At 73.4% G+C, this 23389-nt stretch carries 20 protein-coding genes; 13 read left to right on the forward strand and 7 right to left on the reverse strand.

Translation table 11 applies throughout. The features are described 5' to 3' along the window. Window position 1: 1 nt before the first annotated feature. A complete protein-coding gene (locus ACFY1T_RS15520) occupies window positions 2–463 on the reverse strand; it encodes a nitroreductase family deazaflavin-dependent oxidoreductase (protein ID WP_030865118.1) in 462 nt (153 codons plus the stop codon). 141 nt (window positions 464–604) lie between these two features. Between ACFY1T_RS15520 and ACFY1T_RS15525 the strand changes: the two genes are divergently transcribed. Next, on the forward strand, window positions 605–991 hold the full coding sequence (locus ACFY1T_RS15525; RefSeq protein WP_384705550.1) for a VOC family protein: 387 nt from the start codon (window positions 605–607) through the stop codon (window positions 989–991). A gap of 54 nt (window positions 992–1045) precedes the next feature. On the opposite strand, the gene ACFY1T_RS15530 is transcribed toward ACFY1T_RS15525, so the two are convergent. Then, entirely contained in the window at window positions 1046–2866 is a 1821-nt protein-coding gene (locus tag ACFY1T_RS15530; RefSeq protein WP_390788569.1) for a serine hydrolase, read from the reverse strand. Between the two features lie 144 nt (window positions 2867–3010). Between ACFY1T_RS15530 and ACFY1T_RS15535 the strand changes: the two genes are divergently transcribed. The 3 genes from ACFY1T_RS15535 to ACFY1T_RS15545 all read left to right on the forward strand — a co-directional run bounded on the left by ACFY1T_RS15535 (window position 3011) and on the right by ACFY1T_RS15545 (window position 7016). Next, entirely contained in the window at window positions 3011–4117 is a 1107-nt protein-coding gene (locus tag ACFY1T_RS15535) for a nitronate monooxygenase (protein WP_390788570.1), read from the forward strand. A 14-nt stretch (window positions 4118–4131) separates the two neighbouring features. Next, entirely contained in the window at window positions 4132–5703 is a 1572-nt protein-coding gene (locus tag ACFY1T_RS15540; RefSeq protein WP_390788571.1) for an acyl-CoA synthetase, read from the forward strand. 155 nt (window positions 5704–5858) lie between these two features. After that, window positions 5859–7016, forward strand: a complete 1158-nt coding sequence (locus ACFY1T_RS15545; RefSeq protein WP_390788572.1) for a calcium:proton antiporter — start codon at window positions 5859–5861, stop codon at window positions 7014–7016. Between the two features lie 48 nt (window positions 7017–7064). Here the strand turns inward: ACFY1T_RS15545 and ACFY1T_RS15550 are convergent, their stop codons facing one another. Further along, window positions 7065–9527, reverse strand: coding sequence for a penicillin acylase family protein (locus ACFY1T_RS15550; RefSeq protein WP_390788573.1), 2463 nt, complete (start codon window positions 9525–9527; stop codon window positions 7065–7067). A gap of 167 nt (window positions 9528–9694) precedes the next feature. Here ACFY1T_RS15550 and ACFY1T_RS15555 point away from each other — a divergent pair, with 167 nt between their 5' ends. After that, complete coding sequence (locus ACFY1T_RS15555; protein WP_390788574.1) at window positions 9695–11218, forward strand: fatty acyl-CoA synthetase; 1524 nt, start codon at window positions 9695–9697, stop codon at window positions 11216–11218. A gap of 120 nt (window positions 11219–11338) precedes the next feature. On the opposite strand, the gene ACFY1T_RS15560 is transcribed toward ACFY1T_RS15555, so the two are convergent. Beyond that, on the reverse strand, window positions 11339–12160 hold the full coding sequence (locus tag ACFY1T_RS15560; RefSeq protein WP_390788575.1) for a YhjD/YihY/BrkB family envelope integrity protein: 822 nt from the start codon (window positions 12158–12160) through the stop codon (window positions 11339–11341). Window positions 12161–12261: 101 nt separating this feature from the next. Continuing rightward, the gene (gene paaK / locus ACFY1T_RS15565; protein WP_390788576.1) at window positions 12262–13563 is read right to left on the reverse strand and encodes a phenylacetate--CoA ligase PaaK; all 1302 of its coding nucleotides are present in this window, start codon (window positions 13561–13563) and stop codon (window positions 12262–12264) included. Window positions 13564–13691: 128 nt separating this feature from the next. Here paaK and ACFY1T_RS15570 point away from each other — a divergent pair, with 128 nt between their 5' ends. Then, entirely contained in the window at window positions 13692–14555 is an 864-nt protein-coding gene (locus ACFY1T_RS15570; RefSeq protein ID WP_390788577.1) for an alpha/beta fold hydrolase, read from the forward strand. Window positions 14556–14717: 162 nt separating this feature from the next. Here the strand turns inward: ACFY1T_RS15570 and ACFY1T_RS15575 are convergent, their stop codons facing one another. Next, entirely contained in the window at window positions 14718–16349 is a 1632-nt protein-coding gene (locus ACFY1T_RS15575; RefSeq protein ID WP_390788578.1) for an acyl-CoA synthetase, read from the reverse strand. Window positions 16350–16536: 187 nt separating this feature from the next. Here ACFY1T_RS15575 and ACFY1T_RS15580 point away from each other — a divergent pair, with 187 nt between their 5' ends. The 6 genes from ACFY1T_RS15580 (at window position 16537) to ACFY1T_RS15605 (ending at window position 21666) form a co-directional block, all read left to right on the forward strand. After that, entirely contained in the window at window positions 16537–17337 is an 801-nt protein-coding gene (locus ACFY1T_RS15580; protein WP_384705572.1) for a crotonase/enoyl-CoA hydratase family protein, read from the forward strand. Window positions 17338–17442: 105 nt separating this feature from the next. Beyond that, the gene (locus ACFY1T_RS15585) at window positions 17443–18402 is read left to right on the forward strand and encodes an OB-fold domain-containing protein (protein ID WP_390788579.1); all 960 of its coding nucleotides are present in this window, start codon (window positions 17443–17445) and stop codon (window positions 18400–18402) included. Then, on the forward strand, window positions 18402–19475 hold the full coding sequence (locus tag ACFY1T_RS15590; RefSeq protein WP_390788580.1) for a thiolase domain-containing protein: 1074 nt from the start codon (window positions 18402–18404) through the stop codon (window positions 19473–19475). Before ACFY1T_RS15585 ends, ACFY1T_RS15590 begins: the two co-directional genes overlap by 1 nt. Further along, entirely contained in the window at window positions 19472–20647 is a 1176-nt protein-coding gene (locus ACFY1T_RS15595) for a thiolase domain-containing protein (RefSeq protein WP_384705578.1), read from the forward strand. The genes ACFY1T_RS15590 and ACFY1T_RS15595 overlap by 4 nt, the downstream gene beginning before the upstream one ends. A gap of 178 nt (window positions 20648–20825) precedes the next feature. Next, the gene (locus ACFY1T_RS15600) at window positions 20826–21056 is read left to right on the forward strand and encodes a DUF397 domain-containing protein (protein WP_107048215.1); all 231 of its coding nucleotides are present in this window, start codon (window positions 20826–20828) and stop codon (window positions 21054–21056) included. Between the two features lie 124 nt (window positions 21057–21180). Next, on the forward strand, window positions 21181–21666 hold the full coding sequence (locus tag ACFY1T_RS15605; RefSeq protein WP_384705580.1) for a hypothetical protein: 486 nt from the start codon (window positions 21181–21183) through the stop codon (window positions 21664–21666). On the opposite strand, the gene ACFY1T_RS15610 is transcribed toward ACFY1T_RS15605, so the two are convergent. Next, on the reverse strand, window positions 21636–22847 hold the full coding sequence (locus ACFY1T_RS15610) for a low temperature requirement protein A (protein ID WP_384705582.1): 1212 nt from the start codon (window positions 22845–22847) through the stop codon (window positions 21636–21638). The genes ACFY1T_RS15605 and ACFY1T_RS15610 overlap by 31 nt on opposite strands. Window positions 22848–22873: 26 nt before the next feature. Here ACFY1T_RS15610 and ACFY1T_RS15615 point away from each other — a divergent pair, with 26 nt between their 5' ends. Beyond that, window positions 22874–23278: an ACT domain-containing protein gene (locus ACFY1T_RS15615; RefSeq protein WP_390788581.1), complete on the forward strand. Its 405-nt coding sequence runs from the start codon at window positions 22874–22876 to the stop codon at window positions 23276–23278. The last annotated feature ends 111 nt before the right edge of the window (window positions 23279–23389 follow it).

Consider the following 23389-nt stretch of genomic DNA (forward strand, 5'->3'; position numbering starts at 1 on the left):
GCTACGCGGCGGGCCCGGCGGGCTCGATGACGACGATCGGGATCTCGCGGTCCGTCTTGGTCTGGTACTCGTCGTAGTCCGCCCAGTGCTTCACCATCACGGGCCAGTACGCGGCGCGCTCCGCGGGGGTCGCCGTGCGGGCCGTGCCCTGGAGCACCTTCGGGCCGACCTGGATGCGCACCTCGGGGTGGGCCGTCAGGTTCTTGTACCAGAGCGGGTGCTCGGGGTCGCCGCCCTTGGACGCCACGATGAGGTAGCGGCCGTCGGCCTCGCCGTAGATGAGCGGGGTGCGCACCGCGTTGCCCGAGACCCGGCCCACGGTGGTGAGCAGCAGGGTCTGGGTGCCGTTCCAGTGGTGGCCCTCGGCCCCGTTCGATGCGACGTACTGCTTGACGTGGTCGAGCTGCCAGGTGCCCTGCCGGGGGTCCTTCGGGTGGTCCCAGTCGATGTCGGTGGTCGCCATGTGCCTGTACCTGCCTTCGCTGTTGAGCTGCCTGAGGGGGGTTGAACACTCGACGAAACTCAACGAGTGCGAACAGCGTCGGGCACGGCTTTATGCCCCCGGCGCAGGTCTCGGCCCCGGGACACCCCCTAGGATCGGGCCATGATCGCCGAACTTCAGTGTGTGGTGCTGGACTGTCCCGATCCGCTGCGGCTTGCCGAGTTCTACCGGGAGGTGCTGGGCGGGAGCGTCAACCGGCCGGACCCGCGATGGACGGTCGACGAGCACTGGGCGACGCTGCACGTCCCGTCGGGTCAGGTGCTCGCCTTCCAGCGGGTCGCGGACCACCGGCCGCCGCGCTGGCCGGACCCCGCCCGTCCGCAGCAGTTCCACCTGGACTTCGCGGTGGCGGACCTGGACCGGGCGCAGGAGCAGGTGCTGGCCTGCGGCGCGGAGCTGCTGGACGCCCGCACCGGCGCCGTCCCCGACGACTGGCGCGTCTTCGCGGACCCCGCGGGCCACCCGTTCTGCCTGGTCCGCGAGGCCTGACGCGGCCGCGCCGGCGACGCGGCCGCCGCCCCGGTGCGGCCGTGCCCCGGTGCCTCAGTCCGTGGCGCGGGTCCAGCCGGTGGCCCGGATGCGGGACGCGTCGGCCGGGCGGTCCTCCGCGAAGAGGAGCCGGGCCGGTTCCGCCACCCGTACGACGTCCACGTACACCCCGCGGCCGACGTAGCGGCCGGCCGCGGCGTGGCGGAAGCGCAGGTGGACCGGGCGGCCCGCCCAGGCGGTGAGCGGTGCCTCCAGGCGGTGCCAGATGCGGCCGGACCAGCCGCCGGCGCTGCCGCGCGGCCACTGCTCGGGGGCGCCGCCCGTCGACCGCTGCGTGCTGAACGCCAGCGGCTCCCAGGTCTGTCCGTCGGCCGAGGCCTCCAGGTGGAAGGCGCCCTCGCCGGGCACGGTGTCCCACCACACGGCGCAGCGCAGCCGCGCCGCGGCCGTGGCCGGGGTGAGCGGCGGCAGGGTCAGGGTGCCGGAGCCGCCGGTCTCCATGCCGGAGTACCAGGCCGCGCCGCCGTGCTTCGTACGGACCGGGACGGCGCGGGCGAAGCGGTTGCCGACGGCGACGCGCGGCGCGCTGCCGGCACGCCAGGTGCGCACGGGGTGAACGGAGTTGCCGAGCAGGATGAGGAAGGAGTCGGTGGAGGGGTCCAGCACCAGGGAGGTGCCGGTGAAACCGGTGTGGCCGGCGGAGTGCGGGGTGGCCATGGCGCCCATGTACCAGTGCTGGTAGAGCTCGAAGCCGAGGCCGTGGTCGTCGCCGGGGAAGGCGGTGTTGAAGTCCGTGAAGAGCAGCTCCACGGAGGCGGGGCGCAGGATGCGCCTGCCGGCGTAGACACCGCCGTCGAGGAGGGTGCGGGCGAGGACGGCCAGGTCGAAGGCGGTGCCGAAGACGCCCGCGTGGCCGGCGACGCCGCCGAGGGCGTACGCGTTCTCGTCGTGGACCTCGCCCCAGACCAGTCCGCGGTCCAGGCCGGACCAGGGGGGCCGCTGGACTTCGGTGGCGGCGGTGACGCGGCGCCAGGAGACCGGCGGGTTGTAACGAGTGCGGTGCATCCCGAGCGGAGCGGTGATCTCGTCGTGGAGCAGGAGATCCAGCGTGTGACCGGTGATCCGTTCCAGGAGCAGCTGGAGCGCGATGAGGTTCAGGTCCGAGTACCGGTACACCGTCCCGGGGGTGTCCTGCGGGCGCACGCCCCACAGCATCCTCAGCCGGCCCTCCCGGGTGGACTGCTGGTAGAAGGGGGCCCACGAGCGCAGCCCCGAGGTGTGCGTGAGCAGCTGGCGCACCGTGATGAGCTCTTTGCCGCCGCCGGTGAACTCGGGCAGGTACCGGTCCACCGGAGCCTCCAGCTCCAGCCGGCCGCGCTCCATCTGCTGCACGGCCAGGAGCGAGGTGAACAGCTTGGTCAGCGACGCCAGGTCGAAGACGGTGTCCTCGGCCATCGGGATGCGCTGCGCCGCCGGGAACTCCCGGACCCGGTCGGTGCGCCCGTCGTAGTCCGCGTACCGCACGGCCTCGCCCATCGCGCGGTGCAGGGCGATCGTGCGGCCGCGGCCGGCGAGCAACACGGCCCCGGCGTAGTAGGGGTGCTCGGGGGAGGGGCCGAGGAACCGCCGGGCCTCGTCGGCCGCCGCCTCCAGATGCCTCTCGACCAGTCCCGCCTGCCGCGGCGACCCGTACCGCAGGCGCAGCCCCTGCAGGGCCCGCCGCTCGGCCGGGCCGCCCGCGGCCCCCGCGGCCCCCGCGGCCCCGGGCAGCGCGGCGTGCAGGAGCAGTACCCCGCCCAGCGCCAACAACCGCCCGCCGAGCCGCCGTCGGCTCAGCCCGCCTGTTGTCTTCCCGTCCCCCGTGTGCTCCTCCACCACCGGCCTCCTGTTCGCCGAACCGCCCTCCGGAAGTATCTGCCCGCCCGCGCGTCGGGGCGCGCACCGACCGGCCCGTAAAGAATCTGACGAGTCATCAGAAACCTCTTCCCTCGGCCGCCGGGCTGCGGCATGCTGCCGCCCATGGAGACGGAGCTGAGCAAGAAACTGGGAGTCGAGCACGCCATCTTCGGCTTCACGCCCTTTCCGGCGGTCGCCGCGGCCATCACCCGCGCCGGCGGCTTCGGCGTCCTCGGAGCCGTCCGCTACACCGCCCCCGACGACCTCAAACGCGACCTCGACTGGATGCAGGAGCACACCGACGGCAAGCCGTACGGCCTGGACGTCGTCATGCCGGCCAAGAAGGCCGTCGACGGCGTCAGCGAGGCCGACATCGAGGCGATGATCCCGGCCGCGCACCGCGCCTTCGTCCGCGACACCCTCGCCAAGCACCACGTCCCCGAGCTGGCGGAAGGCGAGGCCTCCGGCTGGCGGATCACGGGCTGGATGGAGCAGGTCGCCCGCAACCAGCTCGACGTCGCCTTCGACTACCCGATCAAACTCCTGGCGAACGCCCTCGGATCCCCGCCCGCCGACGTCATCGCGCGCGCCCACGACCACGGAGTCCTCGTCGCCGCCCTCGCCGGCAGCGCCAAGCACGCCCGCCGCCACGCCGAAGCCGGCATCGACATCGTCGTCGCCCAGGGCTACGAGGCCGGAGGGCACACCGGCGACATCGCCACGATGGTCCTCGTCCCGGAGATCGCCGAGGCCGTCGCCCCGCTCCCCGTGCTCGCCGCGGGCGGCATCGGCAGCGGCGAGCAGATCGCCGCCGGCCTCGCCCTCGGCGCCCAGGGCGCCTGGCTCGGCTCCCTCTGGCTCACCACCACCGAGGCCGACCTGCACTCGCGCGCCCTCACCGCGAAGCTGCTGGCCGCCGGCTCGGGGGACACCGTCCGCTCGCGCGCCCTCACCGGCAAGCCGGCCCGCCAGCTCCGCACCGAGTGGACCGACGCCTGGGACGACCCGGCGGGCCCCGGCGCGCTCCCGATGCCGCTCCAGGGCCTGCTCGTCGCCGAGGCCGTCTCCCGCATCCAGAAGTACGAGGTGCAGCCGCTGCTCGGCACCCCCGTGGGCCAGATCGTCGGCCGGATGAACTCCGAACGCAGCGTCCAGGCCGTCTTCGACGACCTCACCGGCGGCTTCGAGCGCGCCATCGACCGCATCAACCGCATCGCCGGCCGGGCCTGAGAGGTGTGATCAGCATGAGTGGCACGAGTGGCATGAGCGAGCAGCGCCCCAACGGCTTCTGGGCCCAGGCGGCCGCCGACCCCGGGCGCACCGTACTGATCACCCCCGAGGGGGAGGAGTGGAGCGCCGGCCGGCTGCACGCCGACGTCAACCGCCTCGTCCACGGACTGCGCGCCGCCGGACTGGAGCGGGGCGACGTCTTCGCCGTCGTCCTGCCCAACGGCGTCGAGTTCCTCACCGCCTACCTCGCCGCCTCCCAGGCCGGCTTCTACCTGGTCCCGGTCAACCACCACCTCGTCGGACCCGAGATCGCCTGGATCGTCTCCGACTCCGGCGCCAAGGTCCTGATCGCCCACGAGCGCTTCGCCGAAGCCGCCACCGCCGCGGCCGACGAGGCGGGCCTGCCCGCCAGCCACCGCTACGCCGTCGGAGCGGTCGCGGGCTTCCACCCGTACGGCCGGCTCCTCGGCGGACAGCCCGGGACCCCGCCCGAGGGGCGCACCCTCGGCTGGGTCATGAACTACACCTCCGGCACCACCGGGCGCCCGCGCGGCATCCGCCGCCCGCTGCCCGGCAAGCTCCCGGAGGAGACGTACCTCGGCGGCTTCCTCGGCATCTTCGGCATCCGTCCGTTCGACGACAACGTCCACCTGGTCTGCTCGCCGCTCTACCACACCGCCGTACTCCAATTCGCGGGCGCCGCCCTGCACATCGGGCATCCGCTGGTCCTGATGGACCGCTGGACCCCCGAGGAGATGCTGCGGCTCATCGACGGCCACGCCTGTACGCACACCCACATGGTCCCGACCCAGTTCCACCGGCTCCTCGCGCTCCCGCAGGAGACGAAGGACGCGTACGACGTCTCCTCGATGCGGCACGCGATCCACGGGGCCGCGCCCTGCCCGGACCACGTCAAGCGGGCGATGATCGACTGGTGGGGCACCTGTGTGGAGGAGTACTACGCGGCCAGCGAGGGAGGCGGCGCCTTCGCCACCGCCGAGGACTGGCTGAAGAAGCCGGGAACGGTCGGCAAGGCCTGGCCGATCAGCGAGCTCGCCGTCTTCGACGACGACGGCAACCGGCTGCCGCCCGGTGAACTCGGCACCGTCTACCTGAAGATGAACACCGGCGGTTTCAGCTACCACAAGGACGAGGGCAAGACGAAGAAGAACCGCATCGGCGACTTCTTCACGGTGGGCGACCTCGGGCTGATCGACGAGGACGGGTACCTCTTCCTGCGCGACCGCAAGATCGACATGATCATCTCGGGCGGGGTCAACATCTACCCGGCCGAGATCGAGTCGGCCCTGCTCACCCACCCCGCGGTCGCGGACGCCGCCGCCTTCGGGATCCCGCACGCCGACTGGGGCGAGGAGGTCAAGGCGGTCGTCGAACCGGCCGAGGGCTTCGTCGCCGGGGACGCACTCGCCGCGGAGATCCTGCACCACTGCGAGCGGCAGCTCGCCGGCTTCAAGCGGCCGAAGTCGGTCGACTTCATCGAGACGATGCCGCGCGACCCGAACGGCAAGCTGTACAAGCGGCGGCTGCGCGATCCCTACTGGGAGGGCCGCGAGCGCGCGATGTGAGCGCCGCGCGTGTGACGGACCGGGACCCGAGTCCCGCGGCCCGAGCCCTGGGGCCCGGTCCGCCACGCCCGAGATCTCGTGAGAAGTGCCACGTCAGAGCCCCGGATGCGTCCCCTGCGGCGCACTCGGGGGACACTTCTGGCAAGTTGGCTGATATGAGTACGGCTACCCGCAGATTGCCCCTGACCGACTGGACCGTCCTGGTCCCCGTGGTGGCGCTCCTCGCGCTCGTCTTCAGCTGGGGACGCGATCTGCCCGGATTCGCCGTGGCCCTGGTCGCCCTCTGCCTCGGGGGTGCGGTGCTGGCGGCCGTGCACCACGCCGAGGTCGTCGCCCACCGGGTGGGCGAACCGTTCGGCTCGCTGGTCCTGGCCGTCGCCGTCACCGTCATCGAAGTGGCCCTCATCGTCACCCTGATGGCCGATGGCGGGGACAAGACCGCCTCCCTCGCCCGGGACACCGTCTTCGCAGCCGTCATGATCACCTGCAACGGCATCGTCGGCCTGTCGCTGCTCGTCGGCGCCCTGCGCAACCGGGTCGCCGTCTTCAACGCCGAAGGTTCGGGCGCGGCCCTGGCCACCGTGGCCACCCTGGCCGTCCTCAGCCTGGTCCTGCCGACGTTCACCACCAGCAAGCCGGGCCCGGAGTTCTCCACCGCCCAGCTGACCTTCGCGGCCGTCGCCTCGCTCGCCCTGTACGGGCTGTTCATCGCCGTCCAGACGGTCCGCCACCGCGACTACTTCCTGCCGGTGGCCACCGGGGCCGGTACGGAGAAGGCGGCCGGGGCCCCGGCCGGCGGCGCGGCGGACGGCGACGGCGACGGCGACGGCGACGGCGAACACGCCGCGCCGCCCACCTCCCGCGCCGCCCTGGTCAGCCTCGGCCTGCTGCTCGTCGCGCTCATCGCCGTCGTCGGCGACGCCAAGGCCGTCTCGCCCACCATCGAGGCGGGTGTCGCCAAAGCGGGCCTGCCCAACGCCGTCGTCGGTGTGATCATCGCCCTGCTGGTACTGGCCCCCGAGACCCTCGCCGCCGTCCGCGCCGCCCGCCGCGACCGCGTCCAGACCAGCCTCAACCTGGCCTACGGCTCCGCCATCGCCAGCATCGGACTGACCATCCCGGCCATCGCCCTCGCCACCATCTGGCTCTCCGGCCCGCTGCTGCTCGGCCTCGGGCCGATCCACATGGTGCTGCTCGCCCTGACCGTCGTGGTCAGCGCCCTCACCATCGCGCCCGGCCGGGCCACGCTGCTGCAGGGCGGCGTGCACCTCGTACTGCTGGCCGCGTACCTCTTCCTCGCCGTCAGCCCCTGAGACCCCCGCGGGGCCGCAACGATCCGGCCCCGCAGGGGCTCGCGGGGATCAGCGCCGCTCGCGCGGCCAGACCACCTTCAGTTGCGGCGAGGTGAGGATGTCCCGCTCGCAGAACCGCGAGGTCACCCACCGCTCCTGGGAGAACAGCCGGGTCTGGTCCGCGTAGTGCGGCGAGTTCGGGTTCGACGACTGGCCGTACGTGAGCAGCGTGCGCGCCACCGGGCAGCGGCCGCCGTCCCAGCCGACCGCCTGGATGTGGCTGGAGCCGTGCACGACCTCCGGGTAGCCGCCGGCCGCTGCGTTCCACGGCGCCTCGATCTTGTTCCAGACACCGAGCGCCTCGGTGCCGCCCGGCACCGGCAGCTTCTGCCCGCCGCGCACCACGAACTGGTGCTCGCCGAGCGGCGCGTCCAAGGCGATGCCGGCCGCCCCGAGCTCCGCGACGGTGTCCGCGAGGGCCCGGCCGATCCCGGGCGCCGCCTGGTTGAGCGTACGGGGCGTGCGGACGGGGTCGGCCGCCGAGAACGGCACCAGCCACAGGTCCTTGGCCGCGGTGCTCGCGGTCAGCTTGCGCCAGAACCGGTCGAAGAGCAGCGCGCCGCGGCTGCCGGTGTCGGCGCTGCGGTCCCATCCCGCCAGCACCGCGCAGGCCGCCGAGACGTCCACCGGCCGGCCGTCGCTCGCGGTGGCCGTGCCGCCGGGCAGGGCGGCGCAGGCTTTCGCCGCGTCGGCGGCCGCCAGGTCACCGGCCGGAACCCGGTTCGCGAACTGCTGCCTCTGCAGGTCCGCCACGGTCAGCCCGCCCTTGGCGGCCATCGCGGAGACGTCCTCCACCGCGCCCCGGGTCCGCAGCGAGCGCGGGGTGCCGAGGGAACCCCAGACCCGCTCGTAGCCGGTCACCGGCGTCTGGGCATTGGCCAGCCAGGCGCTGTCGTTGGAGTTCTCGGCGTACGGGGCGTCGCGCAGCGTCGGGGCCTTCGCCGGTCCGAACACCCCCGGCTGCACCGCGTCCGGATCCGATCCGAGCGCGCAGTCGCCGCGCGCACCGTCGAGGACCGCGAGCCCGGACGCCGGGTACGTGGCCCTGCCGAGCGGGGTGGAGCAGCGGGCGGCGAGCTCGTCGGTGATCCGGGGGAGCACCTGGGACTGGGTGAACAGGGTCCCGCCGGCCGAGTCCGAGGCGATCGTGTTGACCCAGGGCAGGCCCTGCGTCCGCTTCAGCGCGTCCTGGATCCCGGCGACGGAGCGGGCCTTGCCGATGGCGAGGGCGGTGTCTGAGCCCCGCAGGTTGGCCGCGTTCGGGTCGTTCAGCGCGTACGCGGTGCCGGCCGTCCAGGGCAGCGGCAGGCCGGGGCCGAGTCCGGTGACCACGGGCCCGTACCGGGTCCACCACTGGGTCCGGGTGACGGGGGAGCCGCCGCCCGCCACCTGGACGCCGACCTGGCGCTGCGTCATCTTCTCCGGCCTGCCGTCGACCAGGTAGGCGGTCGGGTCGGCCGGGTCCAGGGTGAGCTGGTGCAGGTTGACGGGGGTGCCGGTGGCCACGGTGTGGCTCCAGGCCACCTTCTCGTTGAAGCCTATGTTCACCACGGGGGTGCCGAGCAGGGAGCCGCCGGAGACGTTCAGCTCGCCGGGTATGGTCTGCTGCGACTGCCAGAACCTGCGGCCGCCCTGCCAGGGGTAGTGCGGGTTCCCGAGCAGCAGGCCGTGGCCGTTCGCGGTGGTGGCGCCGCTGAAGGCCACCGCGTTGGAGCCCATGTCGTAGCGCCCCGTGTCGAAGGAGGCCCGCGCCGCCTCGGCGGCGGCCGCCGGGTCGGCCGCGGGGCCGGCGTCCGGGCCGGCGGTGAGGGAGGCCGCCCGGCCCGGCGGCTGCGCCGCGGCGATGTCGTCGACCGCGCGCCCCTGGCCCCCGATCACCGAGACGGCGAAGGCGCGGGCGGCCACGTCGACGGCGCTGACCGGGCGCACCCAGGCGGCGCCCTTGCAGGCCGGGTCGGTGATCTTGTTCTGGGCCAGCCAGGCGTTGTACCCGGCGGCCCATCCGCGCATCAGCTCCTTGAGGTCCCGGGTGGGACCGGCCGGGGCGGGCGCGGCGAGCAGCTTCTCGACGGTGCCGGCCTCCCGGACCCCCTTGAAGTACAGGTCGCTGGTGAGGTTCCTGCTCGCGGAGGACAGCGAGCCGTCGGTCGCCGCGTCGGGCCCGAACCAGCGCGAGCGTTCGCCGGCCACGGTCACGAATCCGTCGGCCAGCACACAGGCCTGGTCGGCGGCCTGGGCCCAGCCGGTGCCGAAGCCGAGGTGCGCGTAGTCCTGGGCCAGGATGTGCGGGATGCCGTTCTCGGTGTACCGGATGACGGCCGACAGGCCGCCGCCGGAGGGGCCGCGATCGGGGCCGGAGGCCGCGGCCGAGGCCTGTGGGGCCGCCGCGGCGACCGCGAGCAGGGCCGCGCCGAGGAGCGCGGCGCGCCGGAGGAGCGGACGGGTGCGTCCGGGTCCGTCGAACGAGTGCAACGTGCCTCCCAAGTAGCCTGTGGATGGGCTGGGTTGCCCGTGGTACAGGCGGTGCTTGTGTGCCCCCACACTCATGCAGGCCGCTTGACGGTCTGTCAACATCCCGTTTGGTATCCCGGTTGCCGGGGTTATTGACCCCGGGTGTACGCGGAGACGAGGATCACGCCATGACGGCAGCGCGGGCGGTGCGGCAGAACACGGTCGACGGGCTGGTGCGCGACAGCGCGCTGCGGGTCCCGGACCGGCAGGCCGTCCGCTACCGCGAACGGACGTGGACGTACGCGGAGCTCGACGCCGCCGTCTCCACCGGCGCCGCCGTCCTGCGGGAGCGGTACGGGCTGGCCGACGGCGACCGGGTCGCCACCTTCGCCCACAACTCCGACGCCTATCTGATCGCCTTCCTCGCCTGCGCCCGCGCCGGGCTGACGCACGTCCCGGTGAACCAGAACCTCACCGGCGAGGACCTCGCGCACATCCTGGGCGACTGCACGAGCGCGCTGGTCCTCGCCGACCCGGACCTGGCCGCACGCATCCCCGAGGGGCATGCCGTACGGCCGCTGCGCGACGCGCCCGGCTCCTTCCTGGCGGAGCTCGCCGATCCGCTGCCGTTCACGGCGGACCGCGACCCGTACGCCGTGGTGCAGCTGCTCTACACCTCGGGGACCACCGCGCTGCCCAAGGGCGCGATGATGACGCACAAGGCCCTGGTGCACGAGTACGAGAGCGCGATCGAGGCCCTGGACCTGGCCGAGGGGGACCGGCCGGTGCACTCGCTGCCGCTCTACCACTCGGCGCAGATGCACGTCTTCCTGCTGCCCTACCTGGCCGTGGGCGCACGGAACACGATCCTGGACGCGCCGGTCGCCGAGGAGGTCTTCGCCCTGGTGGAGGCAGGCCTGGCGGACAGCCTGTTCGCGCCGCCCACGGTGTGGATCGGGCTCGCGAACCACCCGGACTTCGGCCGGCGCGAGCTGGGCGCGCTGCGCAAGGCGTACTACGGGGCCTCGATCATGCCGGTGCCCGTGCTGGAGCGGCTGCGGGCCCGGCTGCCCGGGCTCGGCTTCTACAACTGTTTCGGGCAGAGCGAGATCGGCCCGCTGGCCACGGTCCTGGGACCGGACGAGCACGAGGGGCGGATGGACTCCTGCGGGCGGCCGGTCCGCCACGTCGAGGCGAGGGTCGTCGACGAGGACGGCGCCCAGGTGCCGGACGGCACGCCGGGCGAGGTGGTCTACCGCTCGCCCCAGCTCTGCCTGGGGTACTGGAACGACCCCGAGGCGACGAAGAAGGCCTTCCGGGACGGCTGGTTCCGCTCAGGGGACCTCGCGGTGCGGGACGCGGACGGGTACTTCACGGTCGTCGACCGCGTGAAGGACGTCATCAACTCCGGCGGAGTGCTGGTCGCCTCCCGGCAGGTCGAAGACGCGCTGTACACCCACCCGGGGGTGGCCGAGGCGGCGGTGGTGGGCCTGCCCGACGAGCGGTGGATCGAGGCGGTCACGGCGGTCGTGGTGCCGCGCGGGGAGGTGACGGAGGCGGAGCTGCTGGCCCACGCGCGCGAGAGGCTGGCCCACTTCAAGGCCCCGAAGCGGGTGCTGTTCCTGGACGCCCTGCCGCGCAACGCCAGCGGCAAGATCCTCAAGCGGGAACTCCGGGACCGCTTCGGACGGGCGGACCGCCAGGAGCGGTAGGGCCGGCAGGACCGACAAGAGCGGCAGGACCGGCAGGCCCGGCAGGACCGGCAGGACCGGCAGGCCCGGGAAGCCGGCAGACGCGGGAAAGGCGGTACGCCCGGTCCCGGCGGCCGGGGCTCACTCCGTCGGCAGGCCGGTGTCCCGCAGGCGGCGGGCGGTGAGGTGTTCGTGGACCAGGCGCCCGACCAGGGCGCCGCCGTAGACCACGAAGCCGACGCCGACCAGCCAGGACTGCACGACCAGCAGCGTGCCGAAGGGGCCGTACGTGACGGCGTTGGAGGCGATCAGCGGGGAGAACACCAGCTGCGAGAAGAGCCGCAGGCCCAGCAGGCCGAGGCTGGTCGCCACCGCCCCCGGCAGCAGGGCCCGCCAGCGGACCCGGCCGCCGAGCAGCAGCCGCTGGGAGCCCCAGAAGAAGAGGATGGTGCCGACCAGGTCGCCGGTGGTGCCGAGGACCGTGCCGACGGCGTCGTGCGACGGCGCGGGGATCGCGACGAGCAGCGCGAGGTAGCAGACCAGCAGGGCCAGCCAGACGACGTGCCGCCACATGGTGTGCCAGCGGGCGGTGGGCAGGTCCCAGACCTTCTCGTAGCCGGTCTGCACGGCCGAGCCGAACGTCAGGCCGAAGACGGCGAGGGCCGCGAGTCCGAACGCGGTGGTCCGCTCGAGCGCCAGGTCGGCCGCGCCGAACAGCATCTCGACCCGGGCCCGCGAGGACTCGGTGACCCCGAGGGCCTGGCCGAGCCAGCGCCCGAAGCCGGAGCCGCTGCCGGGGGCGGCGGCCGCGACGACGACGAGCAGCGGCACCAGGGTCAGGAAGCCGAGGGCGGCGAAGCCCATGGCCCGGTGCATGAGCTCCATCTCCCGCCCCCGGCTCCACGCCAGCCCGGCCGGGGAGGCCTGGAGCCGGTCGTGGAGCTGGCGGAAGATCGAGGTCACGCCTCATGGACTACCCGGACGGACCCGCCGGCTCTCGGAGGCTCCCCCGAAGTAGGCCCGAAGGGGTGGTTTCGCGCAGCCGCCCACGGCCTCCCGCTCGGCTACCGCGGCTCGCGCAGGTCCATCAGCCGCTTGATCTTGCCCACCGATCGCTCCAGCGTCTCCGGATCGACCACCTCGACCGCCACGGAGACCCCGATGCCGTCCTTGACCGCGCGGACCACGGCGGCGGCCGCGGACTCCCGCCGGGCGGCATCCGCCTCGCGGCGCGCCTCCACCCGCACGGTCAGGGAGTCCATCCGGCCCTCCCGGGTCAGCCGCAGCTGGAAGTGCGGGGCCAGACCGGGCGTGCGGAGCAGGATCTCCTCGATCTGCGTCGGGTAGAGGTTGACCCCGCGCAGGATGATCATGTCGTCGCTGCGGCCGGTCACCTTCTCCATCCGCCGGAACGCCGGCCGGGCCGTACCGGGCAGCAGCCGGGTCAGGTCCCGGGTCCGGTACCGGACGATCGGCATGGCCTCCTTCGTCAGCGAGGTGAACACCAGCTCCCCTGACGCACCCTCCGGCAGCACCTCGCCGGTGAACGGGTCCACGACCTCCGGGTAGAAGTGGTCCTCCCAGATGTGCAGGCCGTCCTTGGTCTCGACGCACTCCTGGGCCACGCCCGGGCCCATCACCTCGGACAGGCCGTAGATGTCCACCGCGTCGATGTCGAGCCGCTGCTCGATCTCCCGGCGCATTTCCTCGGTCCACGGCTCCGCGCCGAATATCCCCGTGCGCAGCGAGGTGCCGCGCGGGTCGATCCCCTGGCGCTCCATCTCGTCCAGCAGCGTGAGCATGTACGAGGGCGTCACCATGATGACCTCCGGCCGGAAGTCCTGGATCAGCCGGACCTGCCGGTCGGTCATCCCGCCGGACGCGGGGACGACCGTGCAGCCCAGCCGCTCCGCGCCGTAGTGCGCGCCGAGGCCGCCGGTGAACAGGCCGTATCCGTACGCGACGTGGACCATCTGGCCCGGTCTGCCGCCCGCCGCCCGGATGGACCGGGCCACCACGTCCGCCCAGGTGGAGAGGTCCCCGTCGGTGTACCCGACGACGGTGGGGCGGCCGGTGGTCCCGCTCGAGGCGTGGATGCGGCGGACCTCGGAGCGCGGCACGGCGAACATCCCGAAGGGGTACTGGTCGCGCAGGTCGGCCTTGGTGGTGAAGGGGAAGAGGGCGAGATCGGCGAGGGAGCGGCAGTCGTCGGGGTGCACACCGGCCTTGTCGAAGGCCTGCCGGTAGTGCGGCACCCGCTCGTAGGCGTGGCTCAAGGTGGCGCGCAGCCGCCGCAGCTGGAGCGCGGCCAGCTCGTCACCGCTGAGCCGCTCGCCGTCGTCGTGGACATCCGCATGCGCCGTCATGCCGTCACCCCATCTGAGCCGTGAACCGGAGCCCTGCTCGAGAAAACCGACCGATCATTCGGTAGATTGCCCCAGCCCGGCGGCTAAATCAATGACTCGAACGAGTGAGCGCATGATGGGATGGGCCCATGCCGATCTTCACCACTCACGACGGAACCGAACTCGCCTACCACGTCCGCGGCGAGGGCGAGCCGCTCGTCTGCCTCCCCGGCGGTGCGATGCGGGCCTCCGCCTACCTGGGCGACCTCGGCGGGCTGGCCGCCGGGCGCCGGCTGGTCCTCCTCGACCTGCGGGGCACGGGCGACTCGGCCGTCCCGGCCGACGAGTCCACCTACCGGGTCGACCGCCAGGTCGCCGACGTCGAGGCGCTGCGGATCCACCTCGGCCTGGAGCGCATGGACGTACTGGCCCACTCCGCCGGCGGCAACCTCGCCCAGCTGTACGCGGCCGCGCACCCCGACCGGCTGCGCCGCCTGGCCCTGATCACCCCGACCTGCTGGGCCGTGGGCCTCGACTCGACCCCGGAGCAGCGCCTGGAGGTGGTCCGGAAGCGGGCGGGCGGCGAGCCGTACGACACGGCCGTCGCCGCGTACGAGCGGATCCTAGGCATCCTGGAGGCCGGCGGCGCCCCCACCCCGGCGCACTGGCGCGAGACGATGCCCCTCGCCTACGGGCGCTGGGACGAGGAGGTGCGCGCCCACATCGGCGCGAGCGACCACGAGAAGAACGCCGCGGCGAGCGCCGCCTTCGCGGGCGCCGGCGCCTTCGACCCGCCCGCCACCCGGGCCGCCCTGCGGCGCGTGGCCGGCGAGGTGCTGGTGCTGGCCGGGGAACTGGACAGCAACCCGACGGCCGGCCTCGCCGCCGAACTCGCGGGGCTCTTCCCGCACGGCGTGGCGGACGTCCAGCCGGGCGGCGCGCACTTCCCGTGGCTGGACGACCCGCGGTGGTTCGCGGCGCGCGTGGAGCGCTTCCTGGCCGCCGGAGCCTGACCGGCGGACGAGGCCGCCCGGGCCGGACCGGCCGCCCGGACTGCGCGGCGGCGGGCGGGACCCGCGAGGAGCCCGCCCGCCGTCCGCGGCCATCGCGCCCACCGCCTGCGGCCCGCCGTCCGCCGCGATCCCGCCCTCCGCCCGCCGCGATGGCGCGCGGTGTCAGCGCGCCGCGTCCGCCTCCGTCGCCACCGACTTCGCCCAGCGGTAGTCCGCCTTGCCGCTCGGCGAGCGCTGGATGGCCGGCGCCACCACCAGCTGGCGCGGGATCTTGTACCCCGCCAGCCTGGTCCGGCAGTGCCGCTGTATCTCGTCCAGGGTCGGCTCGGGCGCGCCCGCCCGCACCTGCACCACCGCCGCCACGTGACTGCCCCACGTGGCGTCCGGCACCCCGGCGACCAGGGCGTCGTACACGTCCGGATGGGACTTCAGCGCCTGCTCGACCTCCTCCGGGTAGACCTTCTCGCCGCCCGTGTTGATGCACTGCGAGCCGCGCCCGAGGACCGTGACGATGCCCTCCTCGTCCACCGTCGCCATGTCCCCGAGCAGCACCCACCGCTCGGAGCCCTTCCGGAAGAAGGTCTCGGCGGTCTTCGCCGCGTCGTTGTAGTAGCCGAGCGGGACGTGGCCGCGCTGGGCGAGCCGCCCCGGCACTCCCACCGGCACCGGCTCGTGGGTCACCGGGTCGACCACCTGCGTACGGTCGTTGACCACGAGGCGGAAACCCTTCTCGGGGCCGGAGTCATCGGCCGCCCGGCCGTTCGACCCGGACTCCGAGGAGCCGAAGTTGTTCAACAGCATCACGTGCGGCACGAGGCGTCGGAACTCGGCCCGCACCGTCTCCGACATGATCGCCCCGGACGAGGAGACGCTGAACAGCGAGGACAGGTCGGTCCCCCGCAGGGGGCCCTTCAAGGCGTCGATGAGCGGCCGGAGCATGGCGTCGCCCACCAGCGAGACGCTCGACACCTTCTCCTTCTCGATCGTGCGCAGCACCTCCTCCGGCACGTACTTGCGGTGGATGACCACCCGCTGGCCGTAGTTGAAGGCGATGAACGAGGTCAGCGTCGAGGTGCCGTGCATCAGCGGGGGCGCGGGGAAGAAGGTCAGCCCGGCGCCCTTCGAGGCGACCCGTTCGGCGAGCTCCTCGGGCCGCTTCACCGGCTCGCCGGAGGGTTCGCCGCCGAAGAGCCCCGCGAAGAACAGGTCTTCCGCACGCCACATGACGCCCTTGGGCATGCCCGTGGTGCCGCCCGTGTAGATGATGAACAGGTCGTCGGGGGAGCGGGGCGGGAAGCCGCGCGCGGGCGAGCCGGCGGCCTCGGCGTCCGCGTACGCGACCGGCGCGACCGAGGGCTCCGGGGCGCCCTCGGGGGCGGCCCCGACACGGATCAGGTGGCGCAGCTTCGTCGTCTGCGGGAGGGCGGCGGCCACGCGCTCCGTGAACTCGCCCTCGAAGACGAGCGCCGCGAGGTCGGCGTCGTTGTAGAGGTAGACCAGCTCCTCCTCCACGTACCGGTAGTTGACGTTCACCGGTACGAGGCGCGCCTTCAGGCAGGCCAGGACGGTCTGGAGGTACTCGATGCCGTTGTAGAGGTGCAGCCCCAGGTGCTCGCCGGCCCTCAGGCCGCTGTCCAGCAGGTGGTGCGCGATGCGGTTCGCCGCGGTGTCCAGCTCCGCGTACGTGAGGCGGCGCTCGGCGCCGGTGCCGGGGTGGTCCACGTACACAAGGGCCTCGCGGTCCGGGACCACGTCGACGACCGACTCGAACAGGTCGGCAAGGTTGTACTCCACCGTTCCTCCTCACCCCCGAGGTTTCCCGTTGCCGGGCCGTGGCTGTTGCCCGCGGCGGTCATTAGAGCGCCGCTCAGCCCAAGTGGGAAGGGTGCGATCCAAGAAAACTGACTGGGTGTCAGAAAACTATTGAACTGCACCCGGCCCTCCTGCAACCTGTTCTAGGTCTTGAGACGGGAGGACGGCAATGGGCGGGACGGAACACCTGACCGTGGAGCGCCACGGCGCCACGCTGGTGCTCACCATGAACCGGCCGGAGGCGAAGAACGCGCTTTCGCTGCCGCTGCTGGTGGGGCTGTACGACGGCTGGCTGGAGGCGGACGCCGACGACACGATCCGCTCGGTGGTCCTCACCGGCGCGGGCGGGGACTTCTGCGCAGGGATGGACCTCAAGGCGCTGGCCGGCAAGGGGATGGCGGGCGACCGGTACCGGGACCGCCTCAAGGCCGACCCCGACCTGCACTGGAAGGCGATGCTCCGCCACCACCGGCCGCGCAAGCCCGTGATCGCGGCGGTCGAGGGGTACTGCGTGGCCGGAGGCACCGAGATCCTCCAGGGCACGGACATCCGGGTCGCGGGCGAAGGCGCCACGTTCGGGCTGTTCGAGGTCAAGCGGGGCCTGTTCCCGATCGGCGGCTCGACGGTACGGCTGCCCCGGCAGATCCCGCGCACGCACGCCCTGGAGATGCTGCTGACCGGCCGGCCGTACTCGGCGCAGGAGGCGGCCCGGATCGGACTGGTCGGGCAGGTCGTCCCCGCAGGGACCGCCCTGGCCAGGGCCCTGGAGATCGCCGAGCAGGTCAACGCGTGCGGGCCACTGGCCGTCGAGGCCGTGAAGGCCTCGGTCTACGAGACCGCCGAGCTGACGGAGACGGAAGGCCTGGCCTCCGAACTGCTGCGGGGCTGGCCGGTCTTCGACACCGCGGACGCCAAGGAGGGAGCGCGGGCCTTCGCCGAGAAGCGGCCCGCGGTGTACCGGCGCGAGTAGCCGTACCCGGCCCGCGGCGCACCGCCGCCGCCCGTACGCCGCCCTTGCGCCGCCCGAGAACCCGCACGTCCCCCCCGTACCCACCGCGAGCATCGGAGAGCCGTCATGACAGCAGCGTCCCCGCCAGAGGTGCTGCGCGCGCCACTCGTCGTCGAGTTCCCCTTCACCCGTTCCCTCGGGCCCGTGCAGAGCGCCTTCCTCACCGGGCTGCGCGAGCGCGTCGTCCTCGGCGTCAGGACCGCCGACGGCAAGGTGATGGTCCCGCCCGTCGAGTACGACCCCGTCACCGCAGAGGAGATCCGCGAGCTCGTCGAGGTCGGCACCACCGGAACCGTCACCACCTGGGCCTGGAACGGCTCCCCGCGCACCGGCCAGCCTCTCGGCACCCCCTTCGCCTGGGTCCTCGTCCGCCTCGACGGCGCCGACACCGCGATCCTGCACGCCCTCGACGCCCCCGGCCCGGAGGCCGTCCGCACCGGCATGCGGGTACGGATCCGCTGGGCGGGCGAGCGCACCGGCGCCATCACGGACATCGCCTGCTTCGAGCCGCACGGGGCGGGGGAGGCGGCGCGGGCGACCCCGCACGACGGCCGGTTCGCCGACGCCGTCACCGGCATCGTCGCCGCCGCCCGCCTCGACTACACGTACAGCCCCGGCCGCTCCCAGACCGCCTACATCAACGCCCTCGCCGACCGGCGGACCGTGGGCGAGCGCTGCCCCTCCTGTCACAAGGTGTACGTGCCGCCGCGCGGCGCCTGCCCCACCTGCGGGGTCGCCACCACCGACCAGGTCGAGGTCGGCCCGGCCGGCACGGTCACGACGTACTGCATCGTCAACATCAAGGCGAAGAACCTCGACATCGAAGTCCCCTATGTCTACGCCCACATCGCCCTCGACGGCGCCGACCTCGCCCTGCACGGCCGGATCGGCGGAATCCCGTACGACCAGGTCCGCATGGGCCTGCGCGTCGAACCCGTGTGGACCGAGGGCGGCCGCCACCCCGACCACTACCGCCCCACCGGCGAGCCGGACGCCGACTACGACGCGTACAAGGAGCTCATCTGATGCCCACGACGAGCAGGTACGCGCGCGACGTGGCCGTCGTGGCCTTCGCGCAGAGCGACCACCGGCGCCGCAGCGACGAACTCAGCGAAGTCGAGATGGTCATGCCGGTGCTCCACCAGGTGCTGGACCAGACGGGTCTGAAGGCCGGCGAGATCGGCTTCACCTGCTCCGGATCGAGCGACTACCTCGCCGGCCGGGCCTTCTCCTTCACCATGACCCTCGACGGGGTCGGCGCCTGGCCGCCGATCTCCGAGTCGCACGTCGAGATGGACGGCGCCTGGGCCCTGTACGAGGCCTGGGTGAAGATCCAGACCGGCGAGGCCGACACGGCGCTGGTGTACTCGTACGGCAAGTCCTCCCCGGGATCCGTACGGGACGTCCTGACCCGGCAGCTGGACCCGTACTACCTGGCTCCGCTGTGGCCCGACTCGGTCGCCCTCGCCGCCCTCCAGGCCCAGGCGCTGATCGACGCGGGCGAGACCGACGAGACCGCGCTCGCGGCCATCGGCGCCCGCAGCCGGACCGCCGCCGAGGCCAACCCGCACGCCCAGCTCAGGGGCGGCGCCGTCGCGCAGGGCGACTACCAGGTCCGGCCGCTGCGCACGGGGGACTGCCCGCCGATCGGCGACGGCGTGGCCGCCGTCGTCCTCGCCGCGGGCGACACGGCGCGCAGACTGTGCGCGCGCCCCGCCTGGATCACCGGCATCGACCACCGCATCGAGGCGCACGGCCTGGGTCTGCGCGATCTCACCGATTCCCCGTCCACCCGGATCGCCGCCGAGCACGCGGGCCTGTTCGACGCGCCGGTGGACACCGCCGAACTGCACGCGCCGTTCACCTCCCAGGAGGTCGTGCTCCGCAAGGCGCTGCGGCTCGACGGGGACGACATCGCCGTCAACCCGTCCGGCGGCGCCCTCGCCGCCAACCCGGTCATGGCCGCCGGACTCATCCGGATCGGCGAGGCCGCCGCCCGGATCCACCGCGGCGAGTCCGACCGGGCCGTCGCGCACGCCACCTCCGGCCCCTGCCTCCAGCAGAACCTGGTCGCCGTCCTGGAAGGGGAACCCGCATGACCGGTACGGGGAAGGAGCCGGTCGCCGTCGTCGGCATCGGCCAGACCAAGCACGTCGCCGCCCGCCACGACGTCTCCATCGCGGGACTCGTCCGCGAGGCCGCGCTGCGCGCCCTCGCCGACGCCGAGCTGACCTGGGCGGACATCGACGCGGTCGTCATCGGCAAGGCCCCCGACTTCTTCGAGGGCGTGATGATGCCGGAGCTGTACCTGGCGGACGCCCTCGGGGCCGTCGGCAAGCCCATGCTCCGCGTCCACACGGCCGGTTCGGTCGGCGGCTCCACCGCGCTGGTCGCCTCCAACCTCGTCGCGGCCCGGGTCCACCGCACCGTCCTGACCCTGGCGTTCGAGAAGCAGTCCGAGTCCAACGCCATGTGGGGCCTGTCGCTGCCCGTACCCTTCCAGCAGCCGCTGCTGGCGGGGGCCGGCGGGTTCTTCGCCCCGCACGTGCGCGCGTACATGCGGCGCACGGGCGCACCCGACACGGTCGGCTCGCTCGTCGCGTACAAGGACCGCCGCAACGCGCTGAAGAACCCGTACGCGCACCTGCACGAGCACGACATCACCCTGGAGAAGGTCCAGGCCTCGCCGATGCTGTGGGACCCGATCCGCTACTCCGAGACCTGTCCCTCCTCGGACGGCGCCTGCGCGATGATCCTCACCGACCGGGCGGGCGCGGCCCGTTCGCCGCGGCCGCCGGCCTGGGTGCACGGCGGGGCGATGCGCAGCGAGCCGACGCTGTTCGCGGGCAAGGACTTCGTCTCGCCGCAGGCGGGCAAGGACTGCGCGGCCGACGTCTACCGGCAGGCGCAGATCGCCGATCCGCGGCGGGAGATCGACGCGGTGGAGATGTACGTGCCGTTCTCCTGGTACGAGCCGATGTGGCTGGAGAACCTCGGCTTCGCGGCGGAGGGCGAGGGCTGGAAGCTCACCGAGGCGGGGGTCACCGAACTCGACGGAGACCTCCCGGTGAACCCCTCGGGCGGGGTGCTGTCCACCAACCCCATCGGCGCCTCCGGCATGATCCGCTTCGCGGAGGCGGCGCTGCAGGTCCGCGGCCTGGCCGGCGAACACCAGGTCCCGGACGCCCGCCGGGCCATGGGCCACGCGTACGGCGGCGGCGCCCAGTTCTTCGCGATGTGGCTGGTGGGTGCCGAGCCGCCCGCCTCCTGAGCGGGCTTCCCGGCCGCACGTCCCGGCCGGACGCGGCGGGCGCCCGGCGCGCGCGGTGTGGTGCCGGACCGGCCACGGGTGACTCACCGTGGCCTGTGCGGCACCCGCCGCGATGGCTACTCTGGCCCCCGGACGACGTACCGGGAGTACCGGGAGGAGCACGCACGTGGCCGAGAGCATGACTTCACAGCCTCTGGCAGCCGGCTGGGGCAAGCCGGACCTCGATCTCAGCGGGGCGGACTGGCAGTCGAGCAGCCGGGGATCGGGCGACGTCCAGATCGCCTTCGTCGAGGGGTTCATCGCGATGCGCAACAGCGAACGCCCCGAGAGCCCCTCGCTGATCTTCGCGCCGGACGAGTGGCGCAAGTTCGTACTGGGCGCGAGGGGCGGCGAGTTCGACCTGACGTAGCCGGCGGTCCGCGGGTGCGGGGGGAGGGGGCGCAGGCCGCGGGCGGCGCGCCGCCGAATCCCCTTGCACCCCGCGGAGCGCCCCTGCATCATGGCCGCCATGACGATCATCCGCCGAAAGGGCGATGCCGCGTAGACGGCCGGGCGCGCTGCGCGCCGAACGAGGAACGTACGAGGACCGCCGGCCGCCCGTCTGGGCCTGGCAACTGCCCTCCGTGGACCGGCTCCGGCCCGCTGCCGCAGCCGCGGTCCACTGGGCCCGGCCCGGCCGCGGCGACGAGGTCGCGGAGCTGCTGACCCGGTACCGGGCCTTCCTGGACCGCCCCGGCAGCCCCCTGCTCCTGACCCCGTCATCGTGCCCCGCCTGCCCCGGCTGCGCGCGCGACGACGTCGCCGTGGTCCGCGACGAACTGGCCGACCTCCACCACACCCTGCCGCCCGCGGCCCGTACCGCGCTGGGCCGCGTCCTGCACGTCCTGGACACGGAGTTCCGCCGGCGCACCCTCCCCGAACCGGACCCGCCCGCCGACCGGTGGGCCGACCGGACCGGCCGCCCCCGGGCATGGTGGCACCGCCGCCTCTACGACAGCGGGGACCGGGGGGTCCGCTGAGGCGCCGGCGGCGTCCGGGGGAGCCGGTCCACCACCACCCGCGGCACCGCCGCCGCCAGCACCAGCAGCCACACCAGCTGCACGGCCGCCGCATCCCGGGCCAGCGCCGCCGTCACCAGGACGACGGCCAGCGACGGGCCCACCAGCAGCAGGACCTCCCGCGCCCGGCGGCCCGAGCCGAGCGCGGCCACACCCGCGATCGCCAGGTACACCGCGAGGCTCCCGCAGAGCAGCCACCGCACCGACCCGGGAGGCGGGTGGTCCGTGTACTCCACCGCGTTGCCGAGCGCCGCCGCCAGCGCGGCCACCGAGCCCGCGACGAAGCAGTGCAGCGGCAGGACCAGCCGTACGGGAAGGACGTCCCACGCCAGCAGCGGCACCCCGTCCGCCCCGTGCCGCAGCGACAGCGTCCACAGCAGGAGCAGCAGCAGGAACGCGCCGGCGCCGACCCCGTACAGCGCCGCGTCCCACTCCACCTGCGAGGCGGCAGCCACCACCTGGGCCACCGCCTCGCCCAGCACGATCAGCTGGAACAGGCCCAGCCGCTCCCCGAGATGGGGCGCGTCCATCAGCGCCGCCACCGGCTTGGGCGAAGCCCGCCGCCCGCTCGCCGCCTGTCCGGCGTACTGCGCCTCCACCCGGGCGGACAGCCGCTTGCCGGAGACCGTGAACATCACCGCCAGGTCGATGGCCAGCCCCAGCGCCCACAGCGCGTACCGGGCCGTCCCGTCGAACCACATCGACACGATCCACGGCGTCAGTCCCAGCCCCAGCTGCGTGATCGGCAGGTCCGGCACGTACTCGCCGCGCCGCTCCCACGCCTTGCCGGCCAGCGACCGCACCAGGATGTAGGCCAGGGCGAACGCCCCCGCCCGGTCCTCCCGTACGCCGTGCACCGAGGCCGCCATCACCGCCATGCCGAACATCCCGGCCAGCACCGTCCACGTGCGGGTCTCCTCGCCGCTGACGTTCCCGTACACCGTGAACAGCATCCAGCCCGTCCAGAAGGCCAGGAACATCACCGCGTACAGCGCCACGTCGCCCGGGCCGGGGCTGCCGTTCAGGAGGTGCGCCAGCTGGGCGACGCCCGCCACCGCCGTCAGATCGAAGAACAGCTCCAGCCAGGAGGCGTGCCGTTCGCCCTGCGCCGGCGCCGGCGCTGCCGGCACGGAATCGGTCATACCGGGATGATAGGTAGGGTGGCGGCATGAGCGGCGAGAGCGACCTGAGGAAACTGCTGAGCGGCATGCGCCCCGAGCTGCACGAGGGGCGGTACGTCTTCTGCACGGTTCCGGCGGCCACGGCGCCCCCGGCGGGAACCACCCCCGTCGCCACCGTCCTGGAGGCCGAGGGGCTCACCCTCGTCCTGCGCCAGGAGGAAGCCGACGCCGCCGGACTGGCCTACGACTACTCCGCCGGGTGGATCACCCTGCGCATCCACTCCGCCCTCGACGCCGTCGGCCTCACCGGAGCCTTCGCCGCCGAGCTCGCCGCGCACGGACTCAGCTGCAACGTCATCGCCGGGTACCACCACGACCACCTCTTCGTGCCCGCGGAGCGGGCGGCCGAAGCCGTGGCCGTACTGGAAGAACTGGCGATCCGTTCGATGTGATTGAGACACCGGTAAACGGCCCGGGTGAACGTTCCCGAAGATTCCGATCTTTCTCGGCCGAACGCCTTCGCGCGTGCGTGCGCGGGCGTACTCTGATGCCCCCAACCGGCC

The sequence above is a fragment of the Streptomyces sp. NPDC001194 genome (assembly GCF_042896985.1).
In the GTDB taxonomy this organism is placed as follows: Bacteria; Actinomycetota; Actinomycetes; order Streptomycetales; family Streptomycetaceae; genus Streptomyces.

What these genes read in the sequence shown, in the direction of transcription:
- ACFY1T_RS15580 (WP_384705572.1), top strand. Translation starts at nt 16,537, where the DNA reads ATGGGCGGGACGGAACACCTGACCGTGGAGCGCCACGGCGCCACGCTG.
- ACFY1T_RS15585 (WP_390788579.1), top strand. Translation starts at nt 17,443, where the DNA reads ATGACAGCAGCGTCCCCGCCAGAGGTGCTGCGCGCGCCACTCGTCGTC.
- paaK (WP_390788576.1), bottom strand. Translation starts at nt 13,563, where the DNA reads ATGACGGCGCATGCGGATGTCCACGACGACGGCGAGCGGCTCAGCGGT.
- ACFY1T_RS15605 (WP_384705580.1), top strand. Translation starts at nt 21,181, where the DNA reads ATGCCGCGTAGACGGCCGGGCGCGCTGCGCGCCGAACGAGGAACGTAC.
- ACFY1T_RS15610 (WP_384705582.1), bottom strand. Translation starts at nt 22,847, where the DNA reads ATGACCGATTCCGTGCCGGCAGCGCCGGCGCCGGCGCAGGGCGAACGG.
- ACFY1T_RS15590 (WP_390788580.1), top strand. Translation starts at nt 18,402, where the DNA reads ATGCCCACGACGAGCAGGTACGCGCGCGACGTGGCCGTCGTGGCCTTC.
- ACFY1T_RS15535 (WP_390788570.1), top strand. Translation starts at nt 3,011, where the DNA reads ATGGAGACGGAGCTGAGCAAGAAACTGGGAGTCGAGCACGCCATCTTC.
- ACFY1T_RS15555 (WP_390788574.1), top strand. Translation starts at nt 9,695, where the DNA reads ATGACGGCAGCGCGGGCGGTGCGGCAGAACACGGTCGACGGGCTGGTG.
- ACFY1T_RS15595 (WP_384705578.1), top strand. Translation starts at nt 19,472, where the DNA reads ATGACCGGTACGGGGAAGGAGCCGGTCGCCGTCGTCGGCATCGGCCAG.
- ACFY1T_RS15540 (WP_390788571.1), top strand. Translation starts at nt 4,132, where the DNA reads ATGAGTGGCACGAGTGGCATGAGCGAGCAGCGCCCCAACGGCTTCTGG.
- ACFY1T_RS15570 (WP_390788577.1), top strand. Translation starts at nt 13,692, where the DNA reads ATGCCGATCTTCACCACTCACGACGGAACCGAACTCGCCTACCACGTC.
- ACFY1T_RS15600 (WP_107048215.1), top strand. Translation starts at nt 20,826, where the DNA reads ATGACTTCACAGCCTCTGGCAGCCGGCTGGGGCAAGCCGGACCTCGAT.
- ACFY1T_RS15545 (WP_390788572.1), top strand. Translation starts at nt 5,859, where the DNA reads ATGAGTACGGCTACCCGCAGATTGCCCCTGACCGACTGGACCGTCCTG.
- ACFY1T_RS15525 (WP_384705550.1), top strand. Translation starts at nt 605, where the DNA reads ATGATCGCCGAACTTCAGTGTGTGGTGCTGGACTGTCCCGATCCGCTG.
- ACFY1T_RS15520 (WP_030865118.1), bottom strand. Translation starts at nt 463, where the DNA reads ATGGCGACCACCGACATCGACTGGGACCACCCGAAGGACCCCCGGCAG.
- ACFY1T_RS15615 (WP_390788581.1), top strand. Translation starts at nt 22,874, where the DNA reads ATGAGCGGCGAGAGCGACCTGAGGAAACTGCTGAGCGGCATGCGCCCC.